Here is a 20652-nt window from a genome sequence, read left to right on the forward strand (position 1 = left end):
GGGCCATGAGCTTCAACATCCGTGGCTTCACGACGCCCGTGGACGGGCGGCACCGGTGGTCCCGGCGCGCCGCGGCCAACGTCGCGGCGGTGCGCGCCCAGGCGCCCGACGTGCTCGGCGTGCAGGAGCTGCAGCGTCCGGCGCTCGCGACCTACCGCGAGGAGCTGACCGGGTACGACCTGGTCCTCGGTCCCGCCGCCGGCATGCCCGGGCGCCCCGAGTACAACGCGATCCTGTGGGCCCGCGACCGGCTCGAACTGCTCGACACCGGCGGCTTCTGGCTGAGCGAGACCCCGGACGCGTCGTCGGCCTCGTGGGGCACGCGGACCGTCCGGGCCCTGAACTGGGCGCGCTTCGCGGTCCGCGGCACCGAGGAGACCTTCCGGCACGTCAACGTCCACCTCGACCACTGGAGCGACCGCGCGCGGGAGGAGAGCGCCCGCCTGCTGCTGCGGCGCCTCGGCGACCCCGGCCCGACGGTCCTGACCGGGGACTTCAACTGCGCACCCGGCTCCCCGCCGCACCGCACGCTGCTCGGGCACGGGTTCGAGGACACGGCCGTCGGGGACGAGGACACCTTCCGCGGGTTCGGCCGGCTCGACGCCGCCGTGGCGCGCCGATTCCACCGCGGGCGGCTGCGCCTCGACTGGATCCTCGTGGGCGGCGCGCCGGGCCGGTGGGACGTCGAGGACGCCTGGACCGTGCGCGACACCGGGGCGAGCGACCACGATCCGGTGGTCGCGGATCTGCGGTTGTCCGGACGTTGACGGCTAGAGTGCCCGCGGGGTGATGCGGGTGGACGTCGACGACCACGAGGGCTACGTCGACCGCTGGTCGCGGGCCCACGGCGGCTACGACGTCCGCTCCTCGCGACCCGCCCGGGCCTGGCTGCGCGTCGCGCACTTCCTCGGCGCCCCGCTGGCCCGCCGCGGTGTCCCGCCCACCCGGGTGACCCTGGTCGGCGGCGTCGGCGCGGTCGCCGTCGGGGCCGTCGCCGCGCTCGGCGGGCGCTGGCCCCTGCTCGCCGCCGTGCTCGTCGTGCTGGTCGCGGTGCTCGACGGCGTCGACGGGGCGGTCGCCCAGCTCACCGACACCTCCACCTCCTGGGGCCGCGTCGTCGACCAGCTGGTCGACCGGGTCGGCGACCTCAGCATGGTCGCCGGGCTGTGGGCCCTCGGCGCACCCGGCCCGCTCTGTGCCGCTGCCGCGGTGCTCACGGTGCTCGACGAGGCGATCCGGGGCGGGGCGGGCGCCGAGGGCGTCGGCGGGGTCGGCCTCGTGAGCTTTCCCGAGCGCCCGGCCCGCCTGGTGATCGGCGGCGTCGCGTTCCTCGCGGCCGGGGTGGTCCCGGACGCCGCGGCCACGACCGTCACCGTGGCCGCGGCGATCTGGACCCTGCTGGCCGTGGCCGCGACCGTCCAGCTGGTGGTCAACGTCCGCCGCGAGCTGCGGGGGCGGCCGCGCAACATCGCCGGGGACGGCTGACCTACCCGCGTTCGACGATCTTCCAGTACGAGTCCTTGCGCACGACCAGCCCGTCGCGGAACTCCCAGTGGTCGCATCCCCGGACCCGCACCTCGTCCCCGTCGGGCGTGGTCCCGGTGAGCAGCCACTCCGAGACGCCCAGGTCCCCGCTCACCCAGTGCCGGTCGTCGCCGTAGTGGACGTCGGGCAGACCCGCGAACCGGCTCGCGAGGCCCTCGCGCACCGCCGCCCGGCCGACGAGGCGCCGTCCCCAGGGGTCGGGACCCCGCGGCATGTCGAGCGTGCAGTCCTCGGCGAAGAACGCCATGATCGCGTCCAGGTCGTGGGCGTTGAACGCCGCGGTGACGGCCTCCAGCGTCTCCCGGTTCGAGCGGCTCTCCGCAGACTCCATGCCGCCAGGGGACGCCCCCGGCGCGGCGGTGCCGATACGTACTTCCCGCCCCCCGGCGTCGGCGCCGGTCAGGTCGCCGGCGCGAGCTCGCCCACCTCCGCGTAGAACGAGCGCAGCAGCGCGTCGAGGCGCATCTTCTGCTCCTTGCCCGCAAGAACGTGCGAGGCGTCCCACCACGTCTCCTCGCGCGCGCCGGGCAGGAGCCCGGCGAGCAGGCCCGTGTGCTCGATGGTGGTGATCGGGTCGCGGCCGGCGTGCAGGACGAAGGCCGGGACGCGGACCGCGGCCAGCCGGTCGCGGGTGTCGTGGCCCAGGCACGCCTCCACGAGCCGGGCGTGGGCGTCGGCGTGACCAGCGAGGTCGCCCCACGCCCCGTCCGGTCCGAGCAGCCGGTCGCGATGGCGTCCGTAGAACGCCGGAGCGAAGCTCAGCGACGCGCACAGCATCTGGAACGCCGCGAAGCCCAGCTCCTGGTGCACGCGGCGCAGCATCGTCAGCTGGTCGGTCAGCGCCGGGTCGGCCCAGGCCCACGAGCCCGTCATGAACAGCGAGGCCACGAGGTCGGGACGGCGGATCGCGAGCTCCTGGCCGATGCAGGCGCCCATCCCGACCATGCCGAGGACGTGCACGGCGCCCCCGCCCAGGTGGTCGAGCAGCGCCGCGACGTCGTCGGCGTACGAGGACGTGGACGCCTCGGCGTCGGGGTGGTCCTCGCTCGCGCCCAGCCCGCGGTAGTCGAGGACCACGACCTCGAAGTCGGCGACCGCCGCGCGCGGGAGGTCGCCGAGGCGGCCGTGGCAGTAGGTGCCCCAGCCGCCCATGGCGACCATGCGCGGGCGGTCCTCACCCGCGCCGTGGACCTCGAAGTAGAGACGGCGCCCGTCGACGACGATCTCAGGCACCGGCGATCGCCTCGAGCCCCGCGACGGCCTCGTCGACCCCGACGACGTCGGCGTAGCGGCGGCCGACGTCGGCGAGGTTCGCCCGGTGCGCCTCCTGCTGCTGGTCGCCGCAGCACTCGCCGACCACGATGGTGCGCAGCCCGTGGGAGAAGGCGTCGACGATCGAGGCGCGGATGCAGCCCGAGGTCATGCAGCCCAGGACGACGACCGTGTCGACGTCCCAGTACCGCAGGATCGAGGCCACCGGCGTGCCGAAGAACGCCGACGGCGCCTTCTTGATCACCAGCTCGTCCGTGGGGTGCCAGACCTTGGGGTCGATCTCGGCGCCCGCCGAGCCCGGCGTGATCTTCCCGAGCTCGGGCATCTTCCAGCGGCCCAGGTCGGCGGGCCCGTCGAACGCGACCGCGGTGTGCAGCACCGGGACGCCGAGGGCCCGGGCGCGGTCGAGCAGCGGGCCGCTGCGCTCCACCGCGTCGCGGACGTGGGGGCTGCGGCCCAGCGCGAACTCGCCCTCGGTCAGCGCGCGCTGGAAGTCGACGACCAGCATCGCGGCGCGCCGCCCGAAGCCGATGTCGTGGCTGGAGTAGCCGGCGGCGTCGAACTCGTCGGTCATGGAGCCCACTCCTAGATCACGTCGGAGGCGCGCAGCTCGCGCACGGCCTCGGGGGTGTAGCCGAGGCGCTCGGTGAGCACCTCGTCGGTGTGCTCGCCGAGCTCCGGGCCCAGCCAGCGCACCTCGCCGGGCGAGCCCGACAACCGCGGGAACACGCCCTGCATGGGGAACTCGCCGAAGCGCGGGTCGGCCATCGACAGGATCGACTCGCGCGCCCGGAAGTGCGGGTCGGCGAGCATCTCCTGCGCGCGGTAGATCGGCCCCGCGGGCACGCCGTGCTCCTCGAGGTGCGCGAGGACGTCGGCGGCCGGGCGGGTCGAGGTCCACGCGGCGACGATCGCGTCGAGCTCCTCGGCGTGGGCGCCGCGCGCGGCGTGGGTGGCGAAGCGCTCGTCGTCGGCCAGCTCCGGGCGGCCCATGGCCGCGGCGAGACGGCGGAAGACCGTGTCCATGTTCGCCGCGACGAGCACGCTGCCGCCGTCGCCGGTGGGGTAGACGTTGCTCGGCGCGACGCCGGGCAGGGTCGCCCCGGTCCGGGTGCGCTCGTGCCCGGCGAGCACCCACTCCGGGATCAGCGACTCGGTGACGGCCAGCACCGACTCGTAGATCGACGCGTCGACGACCTGCCCCAGCCCGGTGCGGCGGCGGTGCTCGAGCGCCGCCAGCGCCCCGAGTGCGCCGAACATCGCGGTCAGCGTGTCGCCCAGGGAGATCCCGCAGCGCCCCGGCGGCCGGTCGGGCTCGCCGACGAGGTGGCGCAGCCCGCCCATGGCCTCGCCGATCGAGGCGTAGCCGGCGCGGTGGGCGTAGGGACCGGTCTGCCCGTAGCCGCTGATCCGCACCATGATCAGGCCGGGGTGCTCGGCGGCGAGCGTCGCGTGGTCGAGGCCCCAGCGCTCCAGGGTGCCGGGGCGGAAGTTCTCGACGACGATGTCGGCCTCGGCCGCCAGCGCGCGGGCGATCTCCCGGCCCTCGGGGGTGCGCAGGTCGCACGTCACGGACCGCTTGTTGCGGGCGACGATCGGCCACCACAGCGAGCGGTCGTCGGCCTTGCGGCCCCACTGGCGCATGACGTCGCCGCGCTGCGGGTCCTCGATCTTGACGACGTCGGCGCCGTGGTCGGCCATCAGCTGCGCGCAGTACGGGCCGGCGAGCAGCTGGCCCATCTCGAGGACGCGCACGCCCGCGAGGGCGCCGGTCCGGGTCGCCGCGGGGGCGGGGTCGGTGGCGTACGCCGTCATGCCCGGGCTCCTGTCTCGATAGGGTTCCGCACCGTGGAGCTGCGGTGAACCGCGCCGACACGGCCTACCGCCAGTTGCGGCGCGAGATCCTCGAGGGGGTGCTCCCCCCGGGGACGCCGCTGCCCGAGGTCGAGTCGGCGGAGCGGCTGGGGGTCAGCCGGACCCCGGTGCGCGAGGCGCTGGGGCGCCTGGCGGGGGAGTCGCTGGTCGAGGTGTCGCCGCGCCGCGCCGCGCGCGTGGCCCGCTGGCGGCCCGAGATGCAGCAGGAGATCCTCGACCTGCGCGTGGTGCTCGAGTCGCACGCCGCCGAGCTGGCCGCGGGCACCATCGGCCCGGACGACCTGGCGACCCTCGAGCGGCTCTGCGAGGAGGGCGACGCGGTGGTCGCCGCGCCGGCGGTCGACCTCGTCGCCTTCGCCGAGAACGCCCGGGTGTTCCACCTCGCGCTGGCCGCCGCGACCGGGCGCCCCCGCCTCGAGGCGATGGTGCACGGCCTGCTCGACGTGCCCGCGGTGGCGGCCCGCTACAGCGCCTTCCGCCCCGGGGACTTCGTGCGCAGCGCGGCGCACCACCACGAGCTGGTCGAGGCGCTGCGGGCGGGCAACGCGCCGTGGGCGGGCCACCTCATGCGCGCCCACATCCTCGCGGCGCGGGAGGCGATGCGGATCCCTCACCGCGACTCCGCCGGGGACGGCTCCGCGAGCTCGGGGCCGGGCGAGCCTGCCGGGTAGCGCGGCAGGCGACGCAGCATCGCGACGCCCGCCACCGAGGCCAGGCCGCCGAGGACGAGCGCGATCGCCAGGGGCACCGACGAGCCGCCGAACGTCTGGACCAGCGCGAGGGCCGGCAGGGGCAGCAGCGCGCCGCCGATGACGTTGGCGAGCGCGAACGACACCGCGACGCCGGTGTAGCGCAGCCGCACCGGGAACACGTCGCTCATCAGCGACGGGAGCGCGCCGTTGCCGAGGCCGTAGGGGATCACGCCGATCGCCATCGCGAGCCACAGCAGCGCCGGCTCACCGGTCGCGACCAGCCCGAACGCCGGGAACGCCCAGATCACCGTGAACACGCCGGCCGCGAGCACGAGCGTCTCGCGCGACACCTTCTTGGCCAGCAGCGCCGCGCCGATCGTGTAGGGCACGAGCAGCAGGCCGCAGAGCACGAGGCCGACCTGGACGTCGTGGGTGTCGATGCCCTCGACGTAGCTCTTGGCGTAGGCGAGCAGGCCGGTCATCAGCGCGTAGACCACGACGATGATCGCCAGCCAGGCCAGGGTGACCGCGAGGATCGGCCGGCCGGCCTCGCGCATCGTGGCGGCGAAGGTCGCCGGGACCTCGTCGCGCGTCTTCGTGAAGTCGGGCGTCTCCTCCAGGCGCAGCCGCACGAACATGCCCAGCGCGACGAGCACGAAGCCGGCGAGGAACGGCACCCGCCAGCCCCACGACAGGAACGTCTCCTCGTCGACCGCCGACGCCACGACCAGCAGCGACGCCGCCGCCAGCGCGAGACCGAGCACCGAGCCGACCTGGGGGAGCGAGCCGTAGAGCACCCGGCGCGACGGCGGCGCGTGCTCGACGGCGACCGCGACCGCGCCGCCCCACTCGCCGCCGACCGCGAGGCCCTGGACGAGGCGCAGGACCACCAGGAGCACCGGGGCGGCGACGCCGATCGCGGCGTAGGTCGGGAGCAGGCCGACGCCGGCGGAGGCGACGCCCATCAGGGAGAGCGACAGGACCAGCGCACCGCGGCGTCCCCACCGGTCGCCGAGGCGCCCGAACACCCAGGCACCCAGCGGCCGCACGAAGAAGGCGACGGCGTGGCTCGAGAGCGCCGCGAGCGTCCCCAGCCAGGGCTGCGCGCCGGGGAAGAACAGCGGCCCGAACACCAGCGCGGCGACGAACGTGTAGAGGATGAAGTCGTAGATCTCGACCAGCGTGCCGATCATGCACGCGACCGCGGTGCGGCCCGGCGAGAGGCCCGTCCGCGGTGGGCCGGACGTGGGGGCGATCTGCTCGGTCGGACGCATGTCCCCGCCTCTCCCGTCCCGCCGCGCGCGGGCTCCTGGAGGGACAGGGTGCAGTGACCCCGGTCATGCACGCAAGGGTTCTTGTATACCTATCTCGCACTCACGGGGCGTACGAGCCGACATAGCCGCACAGTCCGGATTTCTTGCATACACAGTCAGATCGCCGTGGACAGTGCGAGGGTGCAGCCCAGCCCGACCACCGACGCGATCGAGACCCCGAACGAGCAGGTCTTCAGCGCGCCCCGCACGCTCTGCCCGAGCAGCGACTGCAGCAGCCAGAACGTGTTGCTCGTGACGTGCACGAGGAACAGCGCACCCGTGCCGGCGGCGAGCGCGATCAGCACGGGGTCGAGGCCGATCGCCGGCGCGACGGGAGCCAGCACCCCGGCCGCGGTGATCGCCGAGATGGTCACCGACCCGACGGCGACGTGCAGCACCGCGGCGGTGAGCCAGACCGTCGCCAGCGGCAGCGCGGTGTTCGCCGAGAAGAGCCCGCCGAGCACCTCGCCCAGCCCCGACTGCGAGATCGCCTCCGCGAGCGAGCCGCCGACGCCGGTGAGCACGAGGATCAGCCCGCTCTCCCGGAAGCCCTCGGCGAGCGGGCCGTCGATGCCCTCGCGCCCGAGCTCCCGGCGCGCCACGACCATCGTGCCCAGCACGCCGAGCAGCAGCGCGATCGGCGGCGCGGCGACGAACGCGAGCACGGGGACCGAGGCGCCGGCCGCCTCGACGATCGCGCCGGCCGCGATGAGGGTCAGCGCACCCAGCAGGGGCGCGAGCAGCACCGCCAGCGGCGTGGCCGACGGGCGGGGATCGTCCGCGGGCTCCGCGAGGGCCTCGTCCTCGACCTGCTCCTCGGCGTCCTCGTCGACCAGGGGCTCGTCCCGCACCGGGTCCCACCAGCGCGACAGGATCGCGCCGGTGACCGCGGAGGCGATCACCACCGTCGGCACGAGCACCACGAGCCCGAACACGAGCATCCGCCCGAGCGGGACGCCCAGGACGCCCGCGATCGCCACCGTGCCGATCCCCGGCACCATCATGACGATCCCGCACTCGCAGCCGATCGCGATCGCCGCGGCCATCCGCGGGATACCGGTCGGGCCGATGCGGGCGGCGATGCGGCGTGCGAGCGGCGCCGCGATGACGATGAGGACGTCGACGAAGATCGGCTGGAGCACCGTCGCGCACGCCACCGTCATCGTCATCGGCATCCGTCGCGGCCCGAACCAGCGCAGCAGCGTCGCGACGAGGCGCTCGATCGCGCCCACCGCGCGCAGCAGCGAGCCGATGAGCACGCCGAAGGCGATCAGCAGGCCGGCGTCGGCCATGATGTCGCCGAAGCCGGTGGTGACGGCGTCGACGGTGCCCTCGACGCCGAGGCCGGTCATGAGGCCGACGGTCGCGGCGGCGAGGGCGAGCACGACCGCGGGGTGCAGACGCACCCGCACGATGAGCAGGACGGCGAGGACGACGACCGCCGCGGTCGCCGTCACGAGGTACCAGCCGGGCATGGGGCGCCATCATGAGGACTGGGGCGTTCGGCGTAAACCGGTGCCGGGACGGGACGCGGCGCGTCGGTCACGCCCCGTCAGATCACTGAGCTTTTCGGGCGAGTGTCGACCTCTCCGCTCTCGACTTCTTCTACTGTGCGTCACCATGAGTGCCGGTCACGCCCCCTCGGCTCGCCCGGCCGGGCCGGAGACGTTCGGGCCCTACCTCCTCGAGGAGCGCCTCGGGCGCGGCGGGATGGGGGAGGTCTACCGGGCCTACGACACCGCCCGCGAGCGCACCGTCGCCGTCAAGCGCCTGCACGCCGGTCTGGGCGACGACGACGAGTACCGCGAGCGCTTCCGGCGCGAGTCGCGCACCGTCGCGCGCCTGTCGTCGCCGCACGTCATCCCGATCCACGACTTCGGCACCATCGACGGCCGGCTCTACCTCGACATGCGGCTCGTGGCGGGCGACGACCTCGCCACCGTGATCGCGCGGCAGGGCCGCCTCGAGCCGGCGCGGGCGGTGGAGATCGTCCGGCAGACCGCCGACGCCCTCGACACCGCGCACGAGGACGGGCTGGTCCACCGCGACGTGAAGCCGTCCAACGTCCTCGTCGCCGAGCAGCGGGGCCGCGACTTCGTCTACCTCGTCGACTTCGGGATCGTCCGCGCGGTCGCCGGCGCCGCCGACGGGGGCGCGCTCACCAGGACGGGCGTGGCGATCGGGACGCTCGCCTACATGGCGCCCGAGGTGTTCGTGCGCCGTGACGTGGACCGCCGCATCGACGTGTACGCGCTGGGCTGCCTGCTGTTCGAGGCGATCGCCGGGCGCCCGCCGTTCCTCGCCGAGGGGGCGGCGCTCATGGACGCGCACCTCCGCACACCGCCGCCGCCGCTCTCCGCGCTCGTGCCCGGTGTCCCGCCGGCGCTCGACGCCGTGGTGGCGACGGCCATGGCGAAGGACCCGTCGCGGCGGCACCCGACGGCGGGCGCACTGGCCGCGGCGGCCGCCGCCGCACTCGACGGATGGCCGGCCGATCCCGCCGCGGAGGCGCCGACCACGTGGCTGTCCGGCCCGCCGGGACCGCCACCGGCGCCGCCGCGGCCGCCGGCGGGAGGTCCGCCCCCGCCCCCGATGGCGCCGCCGCCGATCACCCACCGGCCGGCCCCGGAGCCGCGGCCGCGGCGCCGGGGCGTCGTAATGGCGCTCGTCGCGGGCCTCGCGGTGCTCGTGCTCGCCGTCGGCGCCGGGGCGGTCGTCCTCACGACCCGGACCCCGGCCGTTCCGGCGGCCCCGGCCCCGCCCGCGCCCGGCGCCCTCCTCGCGCGACTGTCGCTCGCCCAGGTCTTCCCCGGCGCCGTCGGGCCGTCGTGTCGCCCGTCGACCCCCGAGGACGAGCTCACGACCGGCGACGGGGTCGCCCCGGTCGAGGCGATCATCTGCGAGTACCCGGACGTCGCGCCGTACGCCTCGGTGATCTACGCGCGGTGGCCGGACACCGCCGTGGCGCGCGCCTGGTACACCGACACCGAGGCGCTCGGACCGCGGGCCGACCCGGAGACGACGTGGCGGGCCGGCGACGCCGTCCAGGGTCCGCTCTACACGGCCGCGCGCGGCGGGACGGTCTACACCACGGGCATCTACGAGGGCATGACCTGGTCCTGGGAGATCCGGACGGCGTCGGCGGAGCACACCCGGCGGATCCGGGAGCGGCTGGAGTTCCGCCCGCGCACCGCGCTCGGTGGCTGAGCCCACGCTGCCGTCCCCCTCCGCGTTGACCTAGCGTGGACGGCGGCTCCTCACAGGAGACGTGACGACGGCGCAGGGAACGGGAGCGATGGACGAGGACCGGCGGGTGCTGTTCCTGCAGCACCAGGACGACTGCGGGCCCGGCCACCTGGGCGACCGCGTGCGCGAGCTCGGGCTGCCGATGGAGGTCGCCCACCTGAGCCACGGCGACCGTCCGGCCGACCCCTCGCGCTACGCCCTGGTCGTGGCCCTCGGCTCCGACGACTCGACGCTCGACGACGCGGTCGGCTACCTCGCCGACGAGACGGCGTTCCTCACCGCGGCGGTCGCGGCGGAGGTCCCCGTGCTCGGCGTGTGCTTCGGCGCGCAGCTGCTCGCGACGGTGCTCGGCGCGCGCGTCCGCCCGCTCGACGCCCCCGAGATCGGGTGGCTCGACGTCGAGACGATCCGGCCCGACGTCGTCGGGTCGGGGCCCTGGCTCGTGTGGCACCTCGACGCGTTCGAGTGCCCGCCCGACGCCGAGCTGCTCGCGACGACCGACGTGGCCGTGCAGGCGTTCCGCCAGGGCCCGCACCTCGGCGTCCAGTTCCACCCGGAGGCGACGCCCGAGAGCGCCGGGGCCTGGGCGGCCAAGTACCCCCGGGCGCTCGCGGCCGCCGGGATCGACCCGTCGGCCCTGCTCGCCGAGACCGATCGTCGGCAGCCGGAGTCGCGCGAACGGGCCGCGGCGCTGCTCGACGAGGTGGTGAACGGCGTTTCCTCCGCGGGTACGCGGACTACTCTGGGGCCGTGACGTCTGCGACCGACGACCCCGGCGCGGTGGAATCCGGTCCCGATCCGGAGGAGCCGGCCGCTCCGGGTCTCGGCGAGCTCGAGCACGTCATCGCCTCGCGCACCCGCGAGTACCGGATCGCCAAGGGCCTGACGATGACCTCGCTGGCCCGGCGGGTCGGCATGTCGAAGGCGATGCTCTCGAAGATCGAGAACGCGCAGACGTCCTGCAGCCTGTCGGTGCTCTCGCGCTTGGCGGCCGCGTTGGAGATCCCGGTGACCGCGCTGTTCCGCGGCATCGACTCCGACCGCGAGGCCGTCTACACCCCGGCGGGCCGCGGCGCCGAGATCTCGCGGCGCGGGAGCAACGTCGGGCACGTCTACCGCATGCTCGGGGCGCTGCGCGGCCAGCACAAGCGGCTCGAGCCGCTGCTGTGCACGCTCACCGAGGCCACCGAGGTCTTCCCGCTGTTCCAGCACCCCGGCACCGAGTTCCTCTTCATGCTCGACGGCGTCATGCGCTACGTGCACGGCGACGCGCAGTACGAGATGCACGCCGGCGACTCGCTGATCTTCGACGGCGAGGGCCCGCACGGGCCGTCGGAGCTCGTGCAGCTCCCGATCACCTTCCTGACGGTGACCGGCTACGGGCACATGCCCCCCGTGCCCTGAGACCCGCTCAGCGGTGCTTCGCCGCCCGCTCGGCGGCGAGCACGGTGTTCTGGACCAGCCAGACGTCGGTGACCGGTCCCACCCCGCCCGGCACGGGTGTCGCGGCGCGCGCCACCGACAGGGCCGCCGGGTCGACGTCGCCGACGAGGTGGGTCCGCCCCGTGGCCGGGTCCCGCACGGGGTTGATGCCGACGTCGAGGACGACGGCCCCGGGCGCGACGTGCTCGGGGCGGATCAGCCCGGGCACGCCCGCGGCCACCACGAGCACGTCGCCGAGACGGGTGTAGCGGGCGAGGCGACCGGTCCGGCTCGCGTTCTCGTCGCACGAGACGACGACGGCTCCCCGTTCCGCCGCGAGCGTGGTCAGGGGCTTGCCCACGTTGTTGCTGCGCCCGACGACGCAGATCGTCGAGGCCCCGTAGAAGGCCTCGCCCGCGATGTCCACCTCGTCGAGCCAGGCGTCGAGCAGGTGGAAGACCGACGCCGGGGTGGAGGGCACGAAGCGGGGGCGGCCGAGCGCGAGCAGCCCCGCGTTCTCGGGGTGGACCGCCTCGATGTCCTTGGCCGGGTCGAGGGCGGTGAAGATCTCTCCCTCGTCGAGGTGCGGGGGGAGGGGCCGGAGCACGAGGATCCCGCTGACGGCCGGGTCCGCCCCGAGCCGGACGACGAGCGCCAGCACCTCCTCCCGCGTCGTGTCCGGGGGCAGGTGGTGGTGGCGGTGCTCGATGCCGACGGCCGTCGCCGCGCGTCGCAGCCGGCGCGCGTACGCCTCGGCGGCGTAGTCGGAGCCCACGAGCACCGTCGCGAGCCCGCACCGGACCCCGAGGCCCGCGAGCCGCTCGACGTCGAAGGCGACCTGGAGCTGCAGCGTCCGGGCCCGGGCCCGCCCGTCGATGACGGTCGTGGGGGAGGCCATCGCGACCGCCGCCCCCGTCAGCTCCCGGCCGCGGCGAGCAGCTGGCCGATGATGACCACGACCACGCCGCCGGCCAGGACCAGGTACGGCCGGACGCCGGCGCGGCGGGGGAGCTCGACGGCCCCGTCCGCGCCGTTCTCCGCCGGGAGGTCCTCGCTGAACGAGGCCGGGAAGACGCCCTTGTCGACGACCTTGTGGCGGTAGTAGAAGACCGGCACCACGATCGCCGCGGCGATGAGCCCGGTGGCCAGGGCGCCGCCGCCCCACACGTTCGCGCCCCAGCCCAGCAGCAGGGCGTTGACGAAGGCCAGGACGGTGCCGACCGCGATGAGCGCCGTCGGCGCGCGGTAGGGCCGTGGCGCGTCCGGGTTGTCGACCCGGTGCATCCACCCGGCGTTGAGGTTGAGGAAATTGAAGATCATGTAGCAGACCGTGGACGTCGCGAGGACGAACACGTAGTCGCTGAGCAGCAGCAGGACGAGGTTGAACACGAGGTCGGTCCACATCGCCCGCGTCGGCGCGCCGTGCTGGTTGGTGCGCGAGAGGAAACGCGGGAGCCACCCGTCGCGCGAGCCCTGGTAGAGCGTGCGCGAGGAGCCGGCCATCGTCGTCATGATCGTGAGCAGCAGCGCGAGGACGAGCATGACGATGAGCAGGTTGGCGATCACCGGGCCGCCGCCGACGAGCACGGTCATCGCCTGGCCGACGCCGTTGCCGTCGACGATGTCGTCCTGGGTCAGGCGGTCGACGCCGAGGACGCCCTGGAAGGCGAACGGCACCAGCGTGTAGATGACGAGGCACGCGATGCCCGCGGAGAGGATCGCCCGGACGGTGTCGCGGCCGGGGTTCTTGAACTCGGCGGTGTAGCAGATCGAGGTCTCGAAGGCGTACGCCGACCACGCGGCGAGGAAGAGTCCGCCGGCGAAGAGCGTCCACCCGGACGCGTCCCAGGCCCCGGACAGCGGGACGAACGGCTGGAAGTTGGTGGCGACGATGTCGCCGGTGATCAGGGGGACGACACCGACGACGAGCAGCGGGACGAGGACCGCGAGACCGATGACCGTCTGGACCCGCGCCGCGCGCAGGATCCCGCCGTGCTGCAGGGCGAAGACCAGGAGCAGGAACAGCGCCGCGATGACGAACTGCGCGTTGAGGCGGATCTCGAGGTCGTCCTGGATGAAGCCCAGCGGGAGCAGGGTCATCGACCAGGTGTTGATCGTCGCCTCGGCCGGGAAGAGTGCGGTCAGGACGTAGCCCGCGGCGAGCCCGGACCCGACGGTGAGCACCGGCGACCACGCCAGCCAGTTGCACCACACCGACAGCGGGGCGACGGGCTTCGCGTACCGCACCCAGGCCATGGCCCCGTACACCGAGGCGCCGCCGGACTTGCTGGGGAACAGCCCGGCGATCTCGGCCCAGATGAACGACTGGAGCAGGCCGAAGATGATCGAGACGGTCCAGACCAGCGGGGACGGCGCACCGACCGTGGCCGCGATCGAGCCGATCGAGAAGAGGACGAGGGCCGGGACGCCGCTGGCGATCCAGAAGGCCCCTTTCCAGTCCAGCGTGCGGAGCAGGCCGTTGTCGGTGGCGGTCGCCCCCGTCCCCGCGGTGCTCGGCGTGCGTTGCGGTTCGGGATCCCGCGTCGTCTCGGACATCGCCCGTTCCTCCGTCCTGCGCGTGGCGTCAGTCGGCGTTGCCGGGCGTCTCCGGATCTCGTCCGCCGTCGGATGTGCCCGTTCTCCAGAGGTGACCTCGAGGGAGGTCGGGCCCGACCCGCGACCCCGTCGGTCGCGGGCCGGGCGCCGTCACGTCAGAACGTGAACGACTTCTCCCAGCTCTCCACGGTGGGAGGCGTCCAGTGCTCGCCGACGGTGGCCGACTCCGTCAGCCACGGCCCGAGCTCGGGCTGGGGGAACTTCGCGTGCTGGTGCTTCAGCCAGATCCCGTAGGAGTTGCCCTCCTGGAGGTGCTTGATGAGCACCTTCCGCGCGAACTCGTCCTCGCGGCCCTCCGGGATGTCGAAGTGGATCTTGAGGAACGCGTTCGTGTACCGGTCGAAGACGGCCGGGATGCCGTCCTCCTCCATGAGGTGGATGTCCTCGAGCCAGTTCAGGTCGTCGCCCGGCGTCGCGGCCAGCAGGTCGATGTCCTCGACCAGGCCCGGATCGAACTGGTAGGGGAAGGTCCGCCCGGTGAGCTCCTCGGTGTCGATGCCCTGCCGGGTCGTCAGGCGCCGCTGCGACAGGTCGAACTGCTTCTCGGCCCCGTCAGACATCCGAGCCTCCTCCGTCGTTGGCGACGTGCTTGGCGAGCAGGGTCTTGATCTCCTCGAGGGTCTGGGACTCGGTGACCCCGGGGATGTAGCTCGTGCCGGCCAGGGGCACCCGCGCCATCGCCGACGCCTCGGTGGTCAGCGCCGCGAGGTCCTCGGGCTCGAGGCTGTGCACGTCGGTCTTCCCGCAGGCCCGGGCGAGCATCTGGACCTCGAGGGTCAGGGTGTGCAGGAAGTTGTAGACCCGCGTGGCGCCCTCGTCGACGTCGAGGCGCTTGCGCAGCTCCGGGTCCTGCGTGGTGATGCCGGCCGGGTCCTTGCCGGTGTGCCAGTGGTAGAACTCGGCCGCCGAGACACCGAAGGTGCCCTGGTAGTCGGCGCCCTCGACCTCCTTGTTCGAGCCGAGCGCCATCAGCGCCGCGCTGCCGATCGCGATGGCGTCCGCGCCGAGCGCGATGCACTTGGCGACGTCACCGCCGTTGCGGATGCCGCCGGCGACCACGAGGTCGATCTCGTCGGCGAGACCGACGTCCTCGAGGGCCCGGCGGGCCTCGGGGATCGCGGCGAGCAGCGGGATGCCGGTCTCCTCGGTGGCGATGTGCGGGCCGGCGCCGGTGCCGCCCTCGGCGCCGTCGAGGAAGATGACGTCCGGCCCGCACTTGGCGGCCATGCGGACGTCGTCGTAGACGCGCGAGGCGCCGAGCTTGAGCTGGATCGGGACCTGGTAGTCCGTCGCCTCGCGGACCTCCTGGATCTTCAGCGACAGGTCGTCGGGTCCCAGCCAGTCGGGGTGGCGCGCCGGGCTGCGCTGGTCGATCCCGGCCGGCAGCGAGCGCATCTCGGCGACCTGCTCGGTCACCTTCTGGCCCATGAGGTGCCCGCCCATGCCGACCTTGCAGCCCTGCCCGATGAAGAACTCGACGGCGTCGGCGAGCATCAGGTGGTGCGGGTTGAACCCGTACCGGCTCTGGATGACCTGGTAGTACCACTTCGTCGAGAAGTCGCGCTCGGGCGGGATCATGCCGCCCTCGCCCGAGCACGTCGCGGTGCCCGCCATCGACGCGCCCTTGGCCAGGGCCATCTTGGCCTCCAGCGACAGCGCGCCGAAGCTCATCCCCGTGATGTAGATGGGGATGTCGAGCTCGAGCGGGTTCTTGGCGAAGCGCGACCCGAGGACGGTCTTCGTCGTGCACTTCTCGCGGTAGCCCTCGATCACGAAGCGCGTGAGCGTGCCGGGCAGGAACACGAGCTCGTCCCAGTGCGGGATCTTCTTGAAGATCCCGCCCCCGCGCATCCGGTAGCGGCCCAGATCGGCCTTCACGTGGATGTCGTTGATGACCTCGGGGGTGAAGATCCTGCTCTTGCCCAGCCCCATGCTCTCGGAGCTCGCCATCTCGTCGGCCATGTGACCTCTCCTCACAGGACGAGCTTGCGCTCGGACGGCTCGAGGTTGTCGTAGTTGTAGAGCTGCTTGCCGCAGACGAACTTCCGGAAGGTGTCCGGCCGGTCCATGCGGTAGATCCCGAGCTTCCGGTCGAGGAGCTCCTCGTCCTCCGGCGTCATCTCCGCCTCGATGCAGTCGACCCCGAGCGCGGCGACGGTCCCGCCGACGTAGATCTCGCCGTCGTACATGGAGTCGCCCATGCCGGGCCCGACGTCGCCGCAGATGATCTGGCGGCCGCGCTGCATCATGAAGCCGGTCATCGACCCGGCGTTGCCGCCGACGACGATCGTGCCGCCCTTCTGGTCGATGCCCGTCCGGGCGCCGACGTGACCGCGGACGACGAGGTCGCCCCCGCGCATGGCGGCGCCGGTCAGCGAGCCCGCGTTCTTGTCGATCACCACGACGCCGGACATCATGTTCTCGGCCACCGACCAGCCGACGCGGCCGGTGATGTGGATCTCCGGGCCGTCGCCGAGCGTGGCGCCGAAGTAGCCGAGGCTGCCGTTGATGGTGATCCGGCACCGGGCGAGCAGGCCCACGGCGATCGAGTGCTTGGCGCCGGGGTTCTCGATCCTGACCTCCCGGATCCCCTCGCCGTAGATCAGCCGGCGGAGCTCGAGGTTGACCAGGCGGGGGCTGAGGTCCGCGGCGTCGAACGTCGCGGTCCCGCCCTCGATCCGGGCGACCTTCGGCGCCTCGGCGTCGGGCTCGGCGAGCCCGCGGATGTCGTTGCGCCCCCGGGTGTCCTGGTCCGTCGGCGGATTCATCGCGACCACACCAGCACCTCCGACTCGTAGGGGTCGTAGGAGTCGATCTCCTGGGGGAGCACCGCGCGGATCGCGCTCTCCTCCGACGCGAGCGCGACCAGGTTCTCGCCCTCGTGCAGGACGAGCGGCTTCGCGGCCATCGCGTCCTTCGCCATGCCGAGGCTGTCCTCGGTGACCACGAGGTAGGTGAAGACGCCGTCGAGGTCGTCGAGGCTCTGCTTCATCGCGGTCTCGAGGCTCGTGCCGTCGGCCAGGCGCTCGGCCAGGTAGACCGCGATGATCTCCGAGTCGCACTCGGACTGGAACCGGTGGCCTGACCGCTCGAGGCGCCGCCGCCACTGGTGGTAGTTCGTCAGCTGCCCGTTGTGGACCACCGCGACGTCGGAGAACGGGTAGGCCCAGTACGGGTGGGCGCCGGCGATGTCGACGTCCGACTCGGTCGCCATCCGCACGTGCCCGATGGCGTGCGTGCCGCGGAAGCTGTCGAGGTGGTACTGGTCGGCGACCGTCTGCGCGTCGCCCAGGTCCTTGACGATCTCCAGCGAGTGCCCGAGGGAGAGCACCTCGCAGCCCCGGATGTCCTCGACGTAGTCGGCCAGGGGCTTGAGCTCGCCCTCGTAGCGGAAGGTCGCCCGGTACGCGTAGGCCGACTCGCCCTCGACGCGGTCGACCGTCGCCCCGATCTTGGACAGGCGGGACTCGACCTCGCGCCGGTTGCGCTCGAGGCGCTCGCTGTAGTCGAAGTCCGACGTCTCGTTGGGGTCGGCGAGCTTGAAGCGCATCACGACGAGCTCCGTGGGTTCGCCGTAGAGGGCGTACCCGGCGGAGTCGGGTCCACGGTGCTTCATGGACTGGAGCATCTTCGTCATCTCGCTGCCGACGTCGCCGGGCCCGTCCGTGTGGATGATTCCTGCGATCCCACACATGTCGTCCTCCTCTTCGATCGGTCGTCGATCGGTCAGGGCAGGATGTCGAGGTATTCCTTGACGTCCCAGTCGGTCACGGCGGCGCAGAACCGCTCCCATTCGTCGCGCTTGTAGTGCTCGAAGACCCGGTACATGTCGCCGGGCATCGCGCTGCGCACGACCTCGTCCGCGTCGAGCGCGCGGAGGGCGTCCCCGAGGTTCATGGGGATCTTCTTGACCTCCTTGCCCTCGGCCATCGCGTTGTAGATGTTGCGCTCCTCCGGGGGCCCCGGGTCGAGGTTGCGCTGGATGCCGTCGCCCATCGCCTTGATGAGGGCCGCGAACGAGAGGTACGGGTTCACCGCCGAGTCCACGGAGCGGTACTCGAAGCGGTCCGGCGAGCTCACCCGCAGCGCCGTCGTGCGGTTCTGGAAGCCCCAGTCGGCGAAGAGCGGGGCCCAGAACCCGGCGTCCCAGAGCCGGCGGTACGAGTTCACCGTCGGCGAGGTGATGCAGGTCAGGGCCGAGAGGTGCTCGAGGACGCCGCCGATCGCCGCCAGCCCGATCTTGCTGGGCATGCGGGGGTCGTCGCCCTCGGGGAGGAAGACGTTGGTGTCGCTGCGGTCCCAGAGCGACATGTTGTGGTGGCACCCGTTGGCCGAGACCCCGGTGAACGGCTTGGGCATGAAGCACGGGAAGGCGTTGAACTCGCGCCCGACCTGCCGGCAGATCTGGCGGTAGGTCGTCAGGCGGTCGGCGGTGAGCTCGGCGCGGTCGAACTGCCAGTTGAGCTCGAGCTGGCCCGGGGCGTCCTCGTGGTCGCCCTGGATCATGTCGAGACCCATCGCGCTGCTGTACTCCATGATCCGGTGGATCAACGGCTGCAGTTCGCTGAACTGGTCGATGTGGTAGCAGTACGGCTTGGTCATGCCGTCGACCGACGGCGTGCCGTCGGGATTGGTCTTGAGCCACATCATCTCGGGCTCGGTGCCGATCTTGAGGTGGAAGCCGGTGCGCTCCTCGAACTCCCGGTGGATGCGCTTGAGGTTGCCGCGACAGTCCGACGTGAGGTAAGCGCCCGGGTCCTCGGGCTCCTCGCGGCCGCGGAACAGCGTGCAGAAGACCCGCGCGGTCTTCGGGTCCCACGGGAGGACCTGGAAGGTCTCGACGTCGGGCAGCCCGATGAGCTCGGTGGCCTCGGCCCCGTAACCGATGTACTCGCCGTGCCGGTCGGTGAACAGGTTGGCGGTCGACCCGTAGACCAGCTGGAAGCCCTTGCGGCAGAAGCGTTCCCAGTGGTCGGCCGGGGCGCCCTTCCCCATGATCCGGCCCGTGACCGAGGCGAACTGGTAGTAGATGTACTTGACCCCGCTCTCGTCGATCTTCCGTCGGACCTCTGCGACGGCGTCCTCGCGTCCGTCCTGGGCGACGAAGTTCTCGATGTCGGTAGGCAAGTCACTGCCCTCCCGGATCCCGGTCCCGTGTGGACCTTGTGAGCGCGGCCACAACGAGTGAACCGTGTCCACCGACAGGAGACAACCGGCTGCCCGAAACTTCTCGAGATCGACCTCGCGCCGCCGCGACGTCTACTCAGGGTGGACAGTGTTTCACTGGGATCGTATGGTCTGCCTCACATCGACCCGGCCGAGCGAGGACGCGTCCATGAACGGCAACGGCAACGGACACCGATCGGCCGGCGGCAACGGTCACCGGCCGGCGAAGCTGCGCGGGTACTCGGCGTGGAGCCTCGTGCAGCACGGCCTGACACGGGGGGACTGGCCGCGCACGTGGCACGACCACGACCTGCGCGACAGCTACGACGTCGTGATCATCGGTGGTGGCGTCCACGGCCTGGCCACGGCGTACTACCTGGCCCGCGACCACGGCATCACCAACGTGGCCGTCCTGGAGAAGGCCTACATCGGCTCGGGCGGGTCGGGGCGCAACACCGCGATCCTGCGGTCGAACTACCTGACGCCCGAGGGCGTGCGGTTCTACGACCGGTCGGTGAAGCTCTACGAGAACCTGGCCGCGGACCTGAACTTCAACGTCATGTTCTCCCAGCGGGGACACCTGACCCTGGCGCACAACGACGCGTCTCTGCGGACCATGCGGTGGCGCAGCGAGGTCAACAAGCACGAGGGCGTCGACTCCGACGTCATCGGACCGGACGAGGTCAAGGGTCTGGTGCCCTACCTCGACACCTCGCCCGACACCCGCTATCCGATCCTCGGGGCGCTCTACCACCCGCCGGGCGGGATCGTGCGGCACGACGCGGTGGTCTGGGGCTACGCCCGCGGCGCCGATGCCCACGGGGTGCACATCCACCAGCAGACCGAGGTCACCGGCATCGACGTCTCCCACGGCCGGGTCAGCGGGGTGCAGACGACCCGGGGCCGGATCGCGACCCGGGCGGTCGTGAACTGCACGGCGGGCTGGGCGACCCTGATCTCGGACATGGCCGGGGTGTCGATGCCGGTGCAGACCTTCCCGCTGCAGGCCGCGGTCACCGAGCCGGTCAAGCCGTTCCTCGACACCGTGGTCGTCTCCGGCACCCTGCACGTCTACGTCAGCCAGACCGACCGCGGCGAGCTGGTGTTCGGCGCGAGCGTCGACCCGTTCGCGTCCTACTCGATCCGCGGGTCGCTCGAGTTCACCGAGGGCGTCGCCGGCCACGTCCTCGAGCTGATGCCCGCCCTGGCGAAGATGCGGCTGCTGCGCCAGTGGGCCGGGCTGTGCGACATGACCCCGGACTACTCGCCGATCATGGGCCCGACCCCGGTCGAGGGGTTCTACGTCGACGTCGGCTGGGGCACCTACGGGTTCAAGGCCGGCCCGGTATCCGGCGAGGCGATGGCCGCGACGGTCGCGCACGGCAGGCCCCCGGAGATCATCGCCGCGTTCGGGCTCGACCGCTTCGCCGACGGGCGCCTCGTCGGGGAGAAGGGCGCCGCGGCGGTGGGCCACTAGTCATGTCGTCCCGTTGCTGCGTGCTGGT

General features: G+C 72.8%; 20 protein-coding genes. 7 read left to right on the forward strand and 13 right to left on the reverse strand.

The window, feature by feature from the left end:
• The first annotated feature begins 5 nt into the window (after positions 1–5).
• Positions 6–767: an endonuclease/exonuclease/phosphatase family protein gene (locus ACFPK1_RS09015; RefSeq protein WP_378020572.1), complete on the forward strand. Its 762-nt coding sequence runs from the start codon at positions 6–8 to the stop codon at positions 765–767.
• Positions 768–795: 28 nt separating this feature from the next.
• The gene (locus ACFPK1_RS09020) at positions 796–1485 is read left to right on the forward strand and encodes a CDP-alcohol phosphatidyltransferase family protein (protein ID WP_378020573.1); all 690 of its coding nucleotides are present in this window, start codon (positions 796–798) and stop codon (positions 1483–1485) included.
• A 1-nt stretch (position 1486) separates the two neighbouring features.
• Here ACFPK1_RS09020 and ACFPK1_RS09025 read toward each other — a convergent pair whose 3' ends face one another.
• The 4 genes from ACFPK1_RS09025 to ACFPK1_RS09040 form a co-directional block, all read right to left on the reverse strand.
• Positions 1487–1876, reverse strand: coding sequence for a nuclear transport factor 2 family protein (locus ACFPK1_RS09025; RefSeq protein ID WP_378020574.1), 390 nt, complete (start codon positions 1874–1876; stop codon positions 1487–1489).
• 68 nt (positions 1877–1944) lie between these two features.
• Positions 1945–2778, reverse strand: a complete 834-nt coding sequence (locus tag ACFPK1_RS09030) for an alpha/beta fold hydrolase (RefSeq protein WP_378020575.1) — start codon at positions 2776–2778, stop codon at positions 1945–1947.
• Positions 2771–3391, reverse strand: coding sequence for an isochorismatase family protein (locus ACFPK1_RS09035; protein ID WP_378020576.1), 621 nt, complete (start codon positions 3389–3391; stop codon positions 2771–2773). The genes ACFPK1_RS09030 and ACFPK1_RS09035 overlap by 8 nt, the downstream gene beginning before the upstream one ends.
• 11 nt (positions 3392–3402) lie before the next feature.
• Complete coding sequence (locus ACFPK1_RS09040) at positions 3403–4632, reverse strand: CaiB/BaiF CoA transferase family protein (RefSeq protein WP_378020577.1); 1230 nt, start codon at positions 4630–4632, stop codon at positions 3403–3405.
• 44 nt (positions 4633–4676) lie between these two features.
• Here ACFPK1_RS09040 and ACFPK1_RS09045 point away from each other — a divergent pair, with 44 nt between their 5' ends.
• Positions 4677–5363, forward strand: a complete 687-nt coding sequence (locus ACFPK1_RS09045) for a GntR family transcriptional regulator (RefSeq protein WP_378020578.1) — start codon at positions 4677–4679, stop codon at positions 5361–5363.
• Here ACFPK1_RS09045 and ACFPK1_RS09050 read toward each other — a convergent pair.
• On the reverse strand, positions 5303–6658 hold the full coding sequence (locus tag ACFPK1_RS09050) for an MFS transporter (protein ID WP_378020579.1): 1356 nt from the start codon (positions 6656–6658) through the stop codon (positions 5303–5305). The two genes, ACFPK1_RS09045 and ACFPK1_RS09050, sit on opposite strands and share 61 nt — an antisense overlap.
• 155 nt (positions 6659–6813) lie before the next feature.
• Positions 6814–8172 carry a GntP family permease gene (locus tag ACFPK1_RS09055; protein ID WP_378020580.1) on the reverse strand — a complete coding sequence of 453 codons (1359 nt, stop codon included), beginning with the start codon at positions 8170–8172 and terminating at the stop codon, positions 6814–6816.
• Positions 8173–8317: 145 nt separating this feature from the next.
• Here ACFPK1_RS09055 and ACFPK1_RS09060 point away from each other — a divergent pair, with 145 nt between their 5' ends.
• From ACFPK1_RS09060 to ACFPK1_RS09070, 3 genes are all read left to right on the forward strand, one after another.
• A complete protein-coding gene (locus tag ACFPK1_RS09060) occupies positions 8318–9904 on the forward strand; it encodes a serine/threonine-protein kinase (protein ID WP_378020581.1) in 1587 nt (528 codons plus the stop codon).
• 61 nt (positions 9905–9965) lie between these two features.
• Entirely contained in the window at positions 9966–10697 is a 732-nt protein-coding gene (locus ACFPK1_RS09065) for a type 1 glutamine amidotransferase (protein WP_378020582.1), read from the forward strand.
• Positions 10694–11347, forward strand: a complete 654-nt coding sequence (locus ACFPK1_RS09070; protein WP_378020583.1) for a helix-turn-helix domain-containing protein — start codon at positions 10694–10696, stop codon at positions 11345–11347. Before ACFPK1_RS09065 ends, ACFPK1_RS09070 begins: the two co-directional genes overlap by 4 nt.
• 7 nt (positions 11348–11354) lie before the next feature.
• Here ACFPK1_RS09070 and ACFPK1_RS09075 read toward each other — a convergent pair whose 3' ends face one another.
• The 7 genes from ACFPK1_RS09075 to ACFPK1_RS09105 all read right to left on the reverse strand — a co-directional run bounded on the left by ACFPK1_RS09075 (position 11355) and on the right by ACFPK1_RS09105 (position 19108).
• Positions 11355–12263 (reverse strand): bifunctional 5,10-methylenetetrahydrofolate dehydrogenase/5,10-methenyltetrahydrofolate cyclohydrolase, encoded by a 909-nt coding sequence (locus ACFPK1_RS09075; protein WP_378020584.1) that lies wholly within the window; start codon positions 12261–12263, stop codon positions 11355–11357.
• Positions 12264–12280: 17 nt separating this feature from the next.
• Positions 12281–13921, reverse strand: coding sequence for an APC family permease (locus ACFPK1_RS09080; protein ID WP_378020585.1), 1641 nt, complete (start codon positions 13919–13921; stop codon positions 12281–12283).
• A gap of 155 nt (positions 13922–14076) precedes the next feature.
• On the reverse strand, positions 14077–14541 hold the full coding sequence (locus tag ACFPK1_RS09085) for a hypothetical protein (RefSeq protein ID WP_378020586.1): 465 nt from the start codon (positions 14539–14541) through the stop codon (positions 14077–14079).
• Positions 14534–15943, reverse strand: coding sequence for an FMN-binding glutamate synthase family protein (locus tag ACFPK1_RS09090; protein ID WP_378020587.1), 1410 nt, complete (start codon positions 15941–15943; stop codon positions 14534–14536). Before ACFPK1_RS09090 ends, ACFPK1_RS09085 begins: the two co-directional genes overlap by 8 nt.
• A gap of 11 nt (positions 15944–15954) precedes the next feature.
• On the reverse strand, positions 15955–16749 hold the full coding sequence (locus tag ACFPK1_RS09095) for a GltB/FmdC/FwdC-like GXGXG domain-containing protein (protein WP_378020588.1): 795 nt from the start codon (positions 16747–16749) through the stop codon (positions 15955–15957).
• Positions 16746–17597 carry a class II glutamine amidotransferase gene (locus tag ACFPK1_RS09100; protein ID WP_378020589.1) on the reverse strand — a complete coding sequence of 284 codons (852 nt, stop codon included), beginning with the start codon at positions 17595–17597 and terminating at the stop codon, positions 16746–16748. Before ACFPK1_RS09100 ends, ACFPK1_RS09095 begins: the two co-directional genes overlap by 4 nt.
• Before the next feature lie 110 nt (positions 17598–17707).
• Positions 17708–19108 carry a glutamine synthetase family protein gene (locus tag ACFPK1_RS09105; RefSeq protein WP_378020590.1) on the reverse strand — a complete coding sequence of 467 codons (1401 nt, stop codon included), beginning with the start codon at positions 19106–19108 and terminating at the stop codon, positions 17708–17710.
• 208 nt (positions 19109–19316) lie between these two features.
• On the opposite strand from ACFPK1_RS09105, the gene ACFPK1_RS09110 reads away from it, so the two are divergent.
• Positions 19317–20624, forward strand: a complete 1308-nt coding sequence (locus ACFPK1_RS09110) for a sarcosine oxidase subunit beta family protein (RefSeq protein ID WP_378020591.1) — start codon at positions 19317–19319, stop codon at positions 20622–20624.
• Positions 20625–20652: the final 28 nt, after the last annotated feature.

This window comes from Actinomycetospora rhizophila, assembly GCF_042657905.1.
Lineage (GTDB): Bacteria > Actinomycetota > Actinomycetes > Mycobacteriales > Pseudonocardiaceae > Actinomycetospora > Actinomycetospora rhizophila.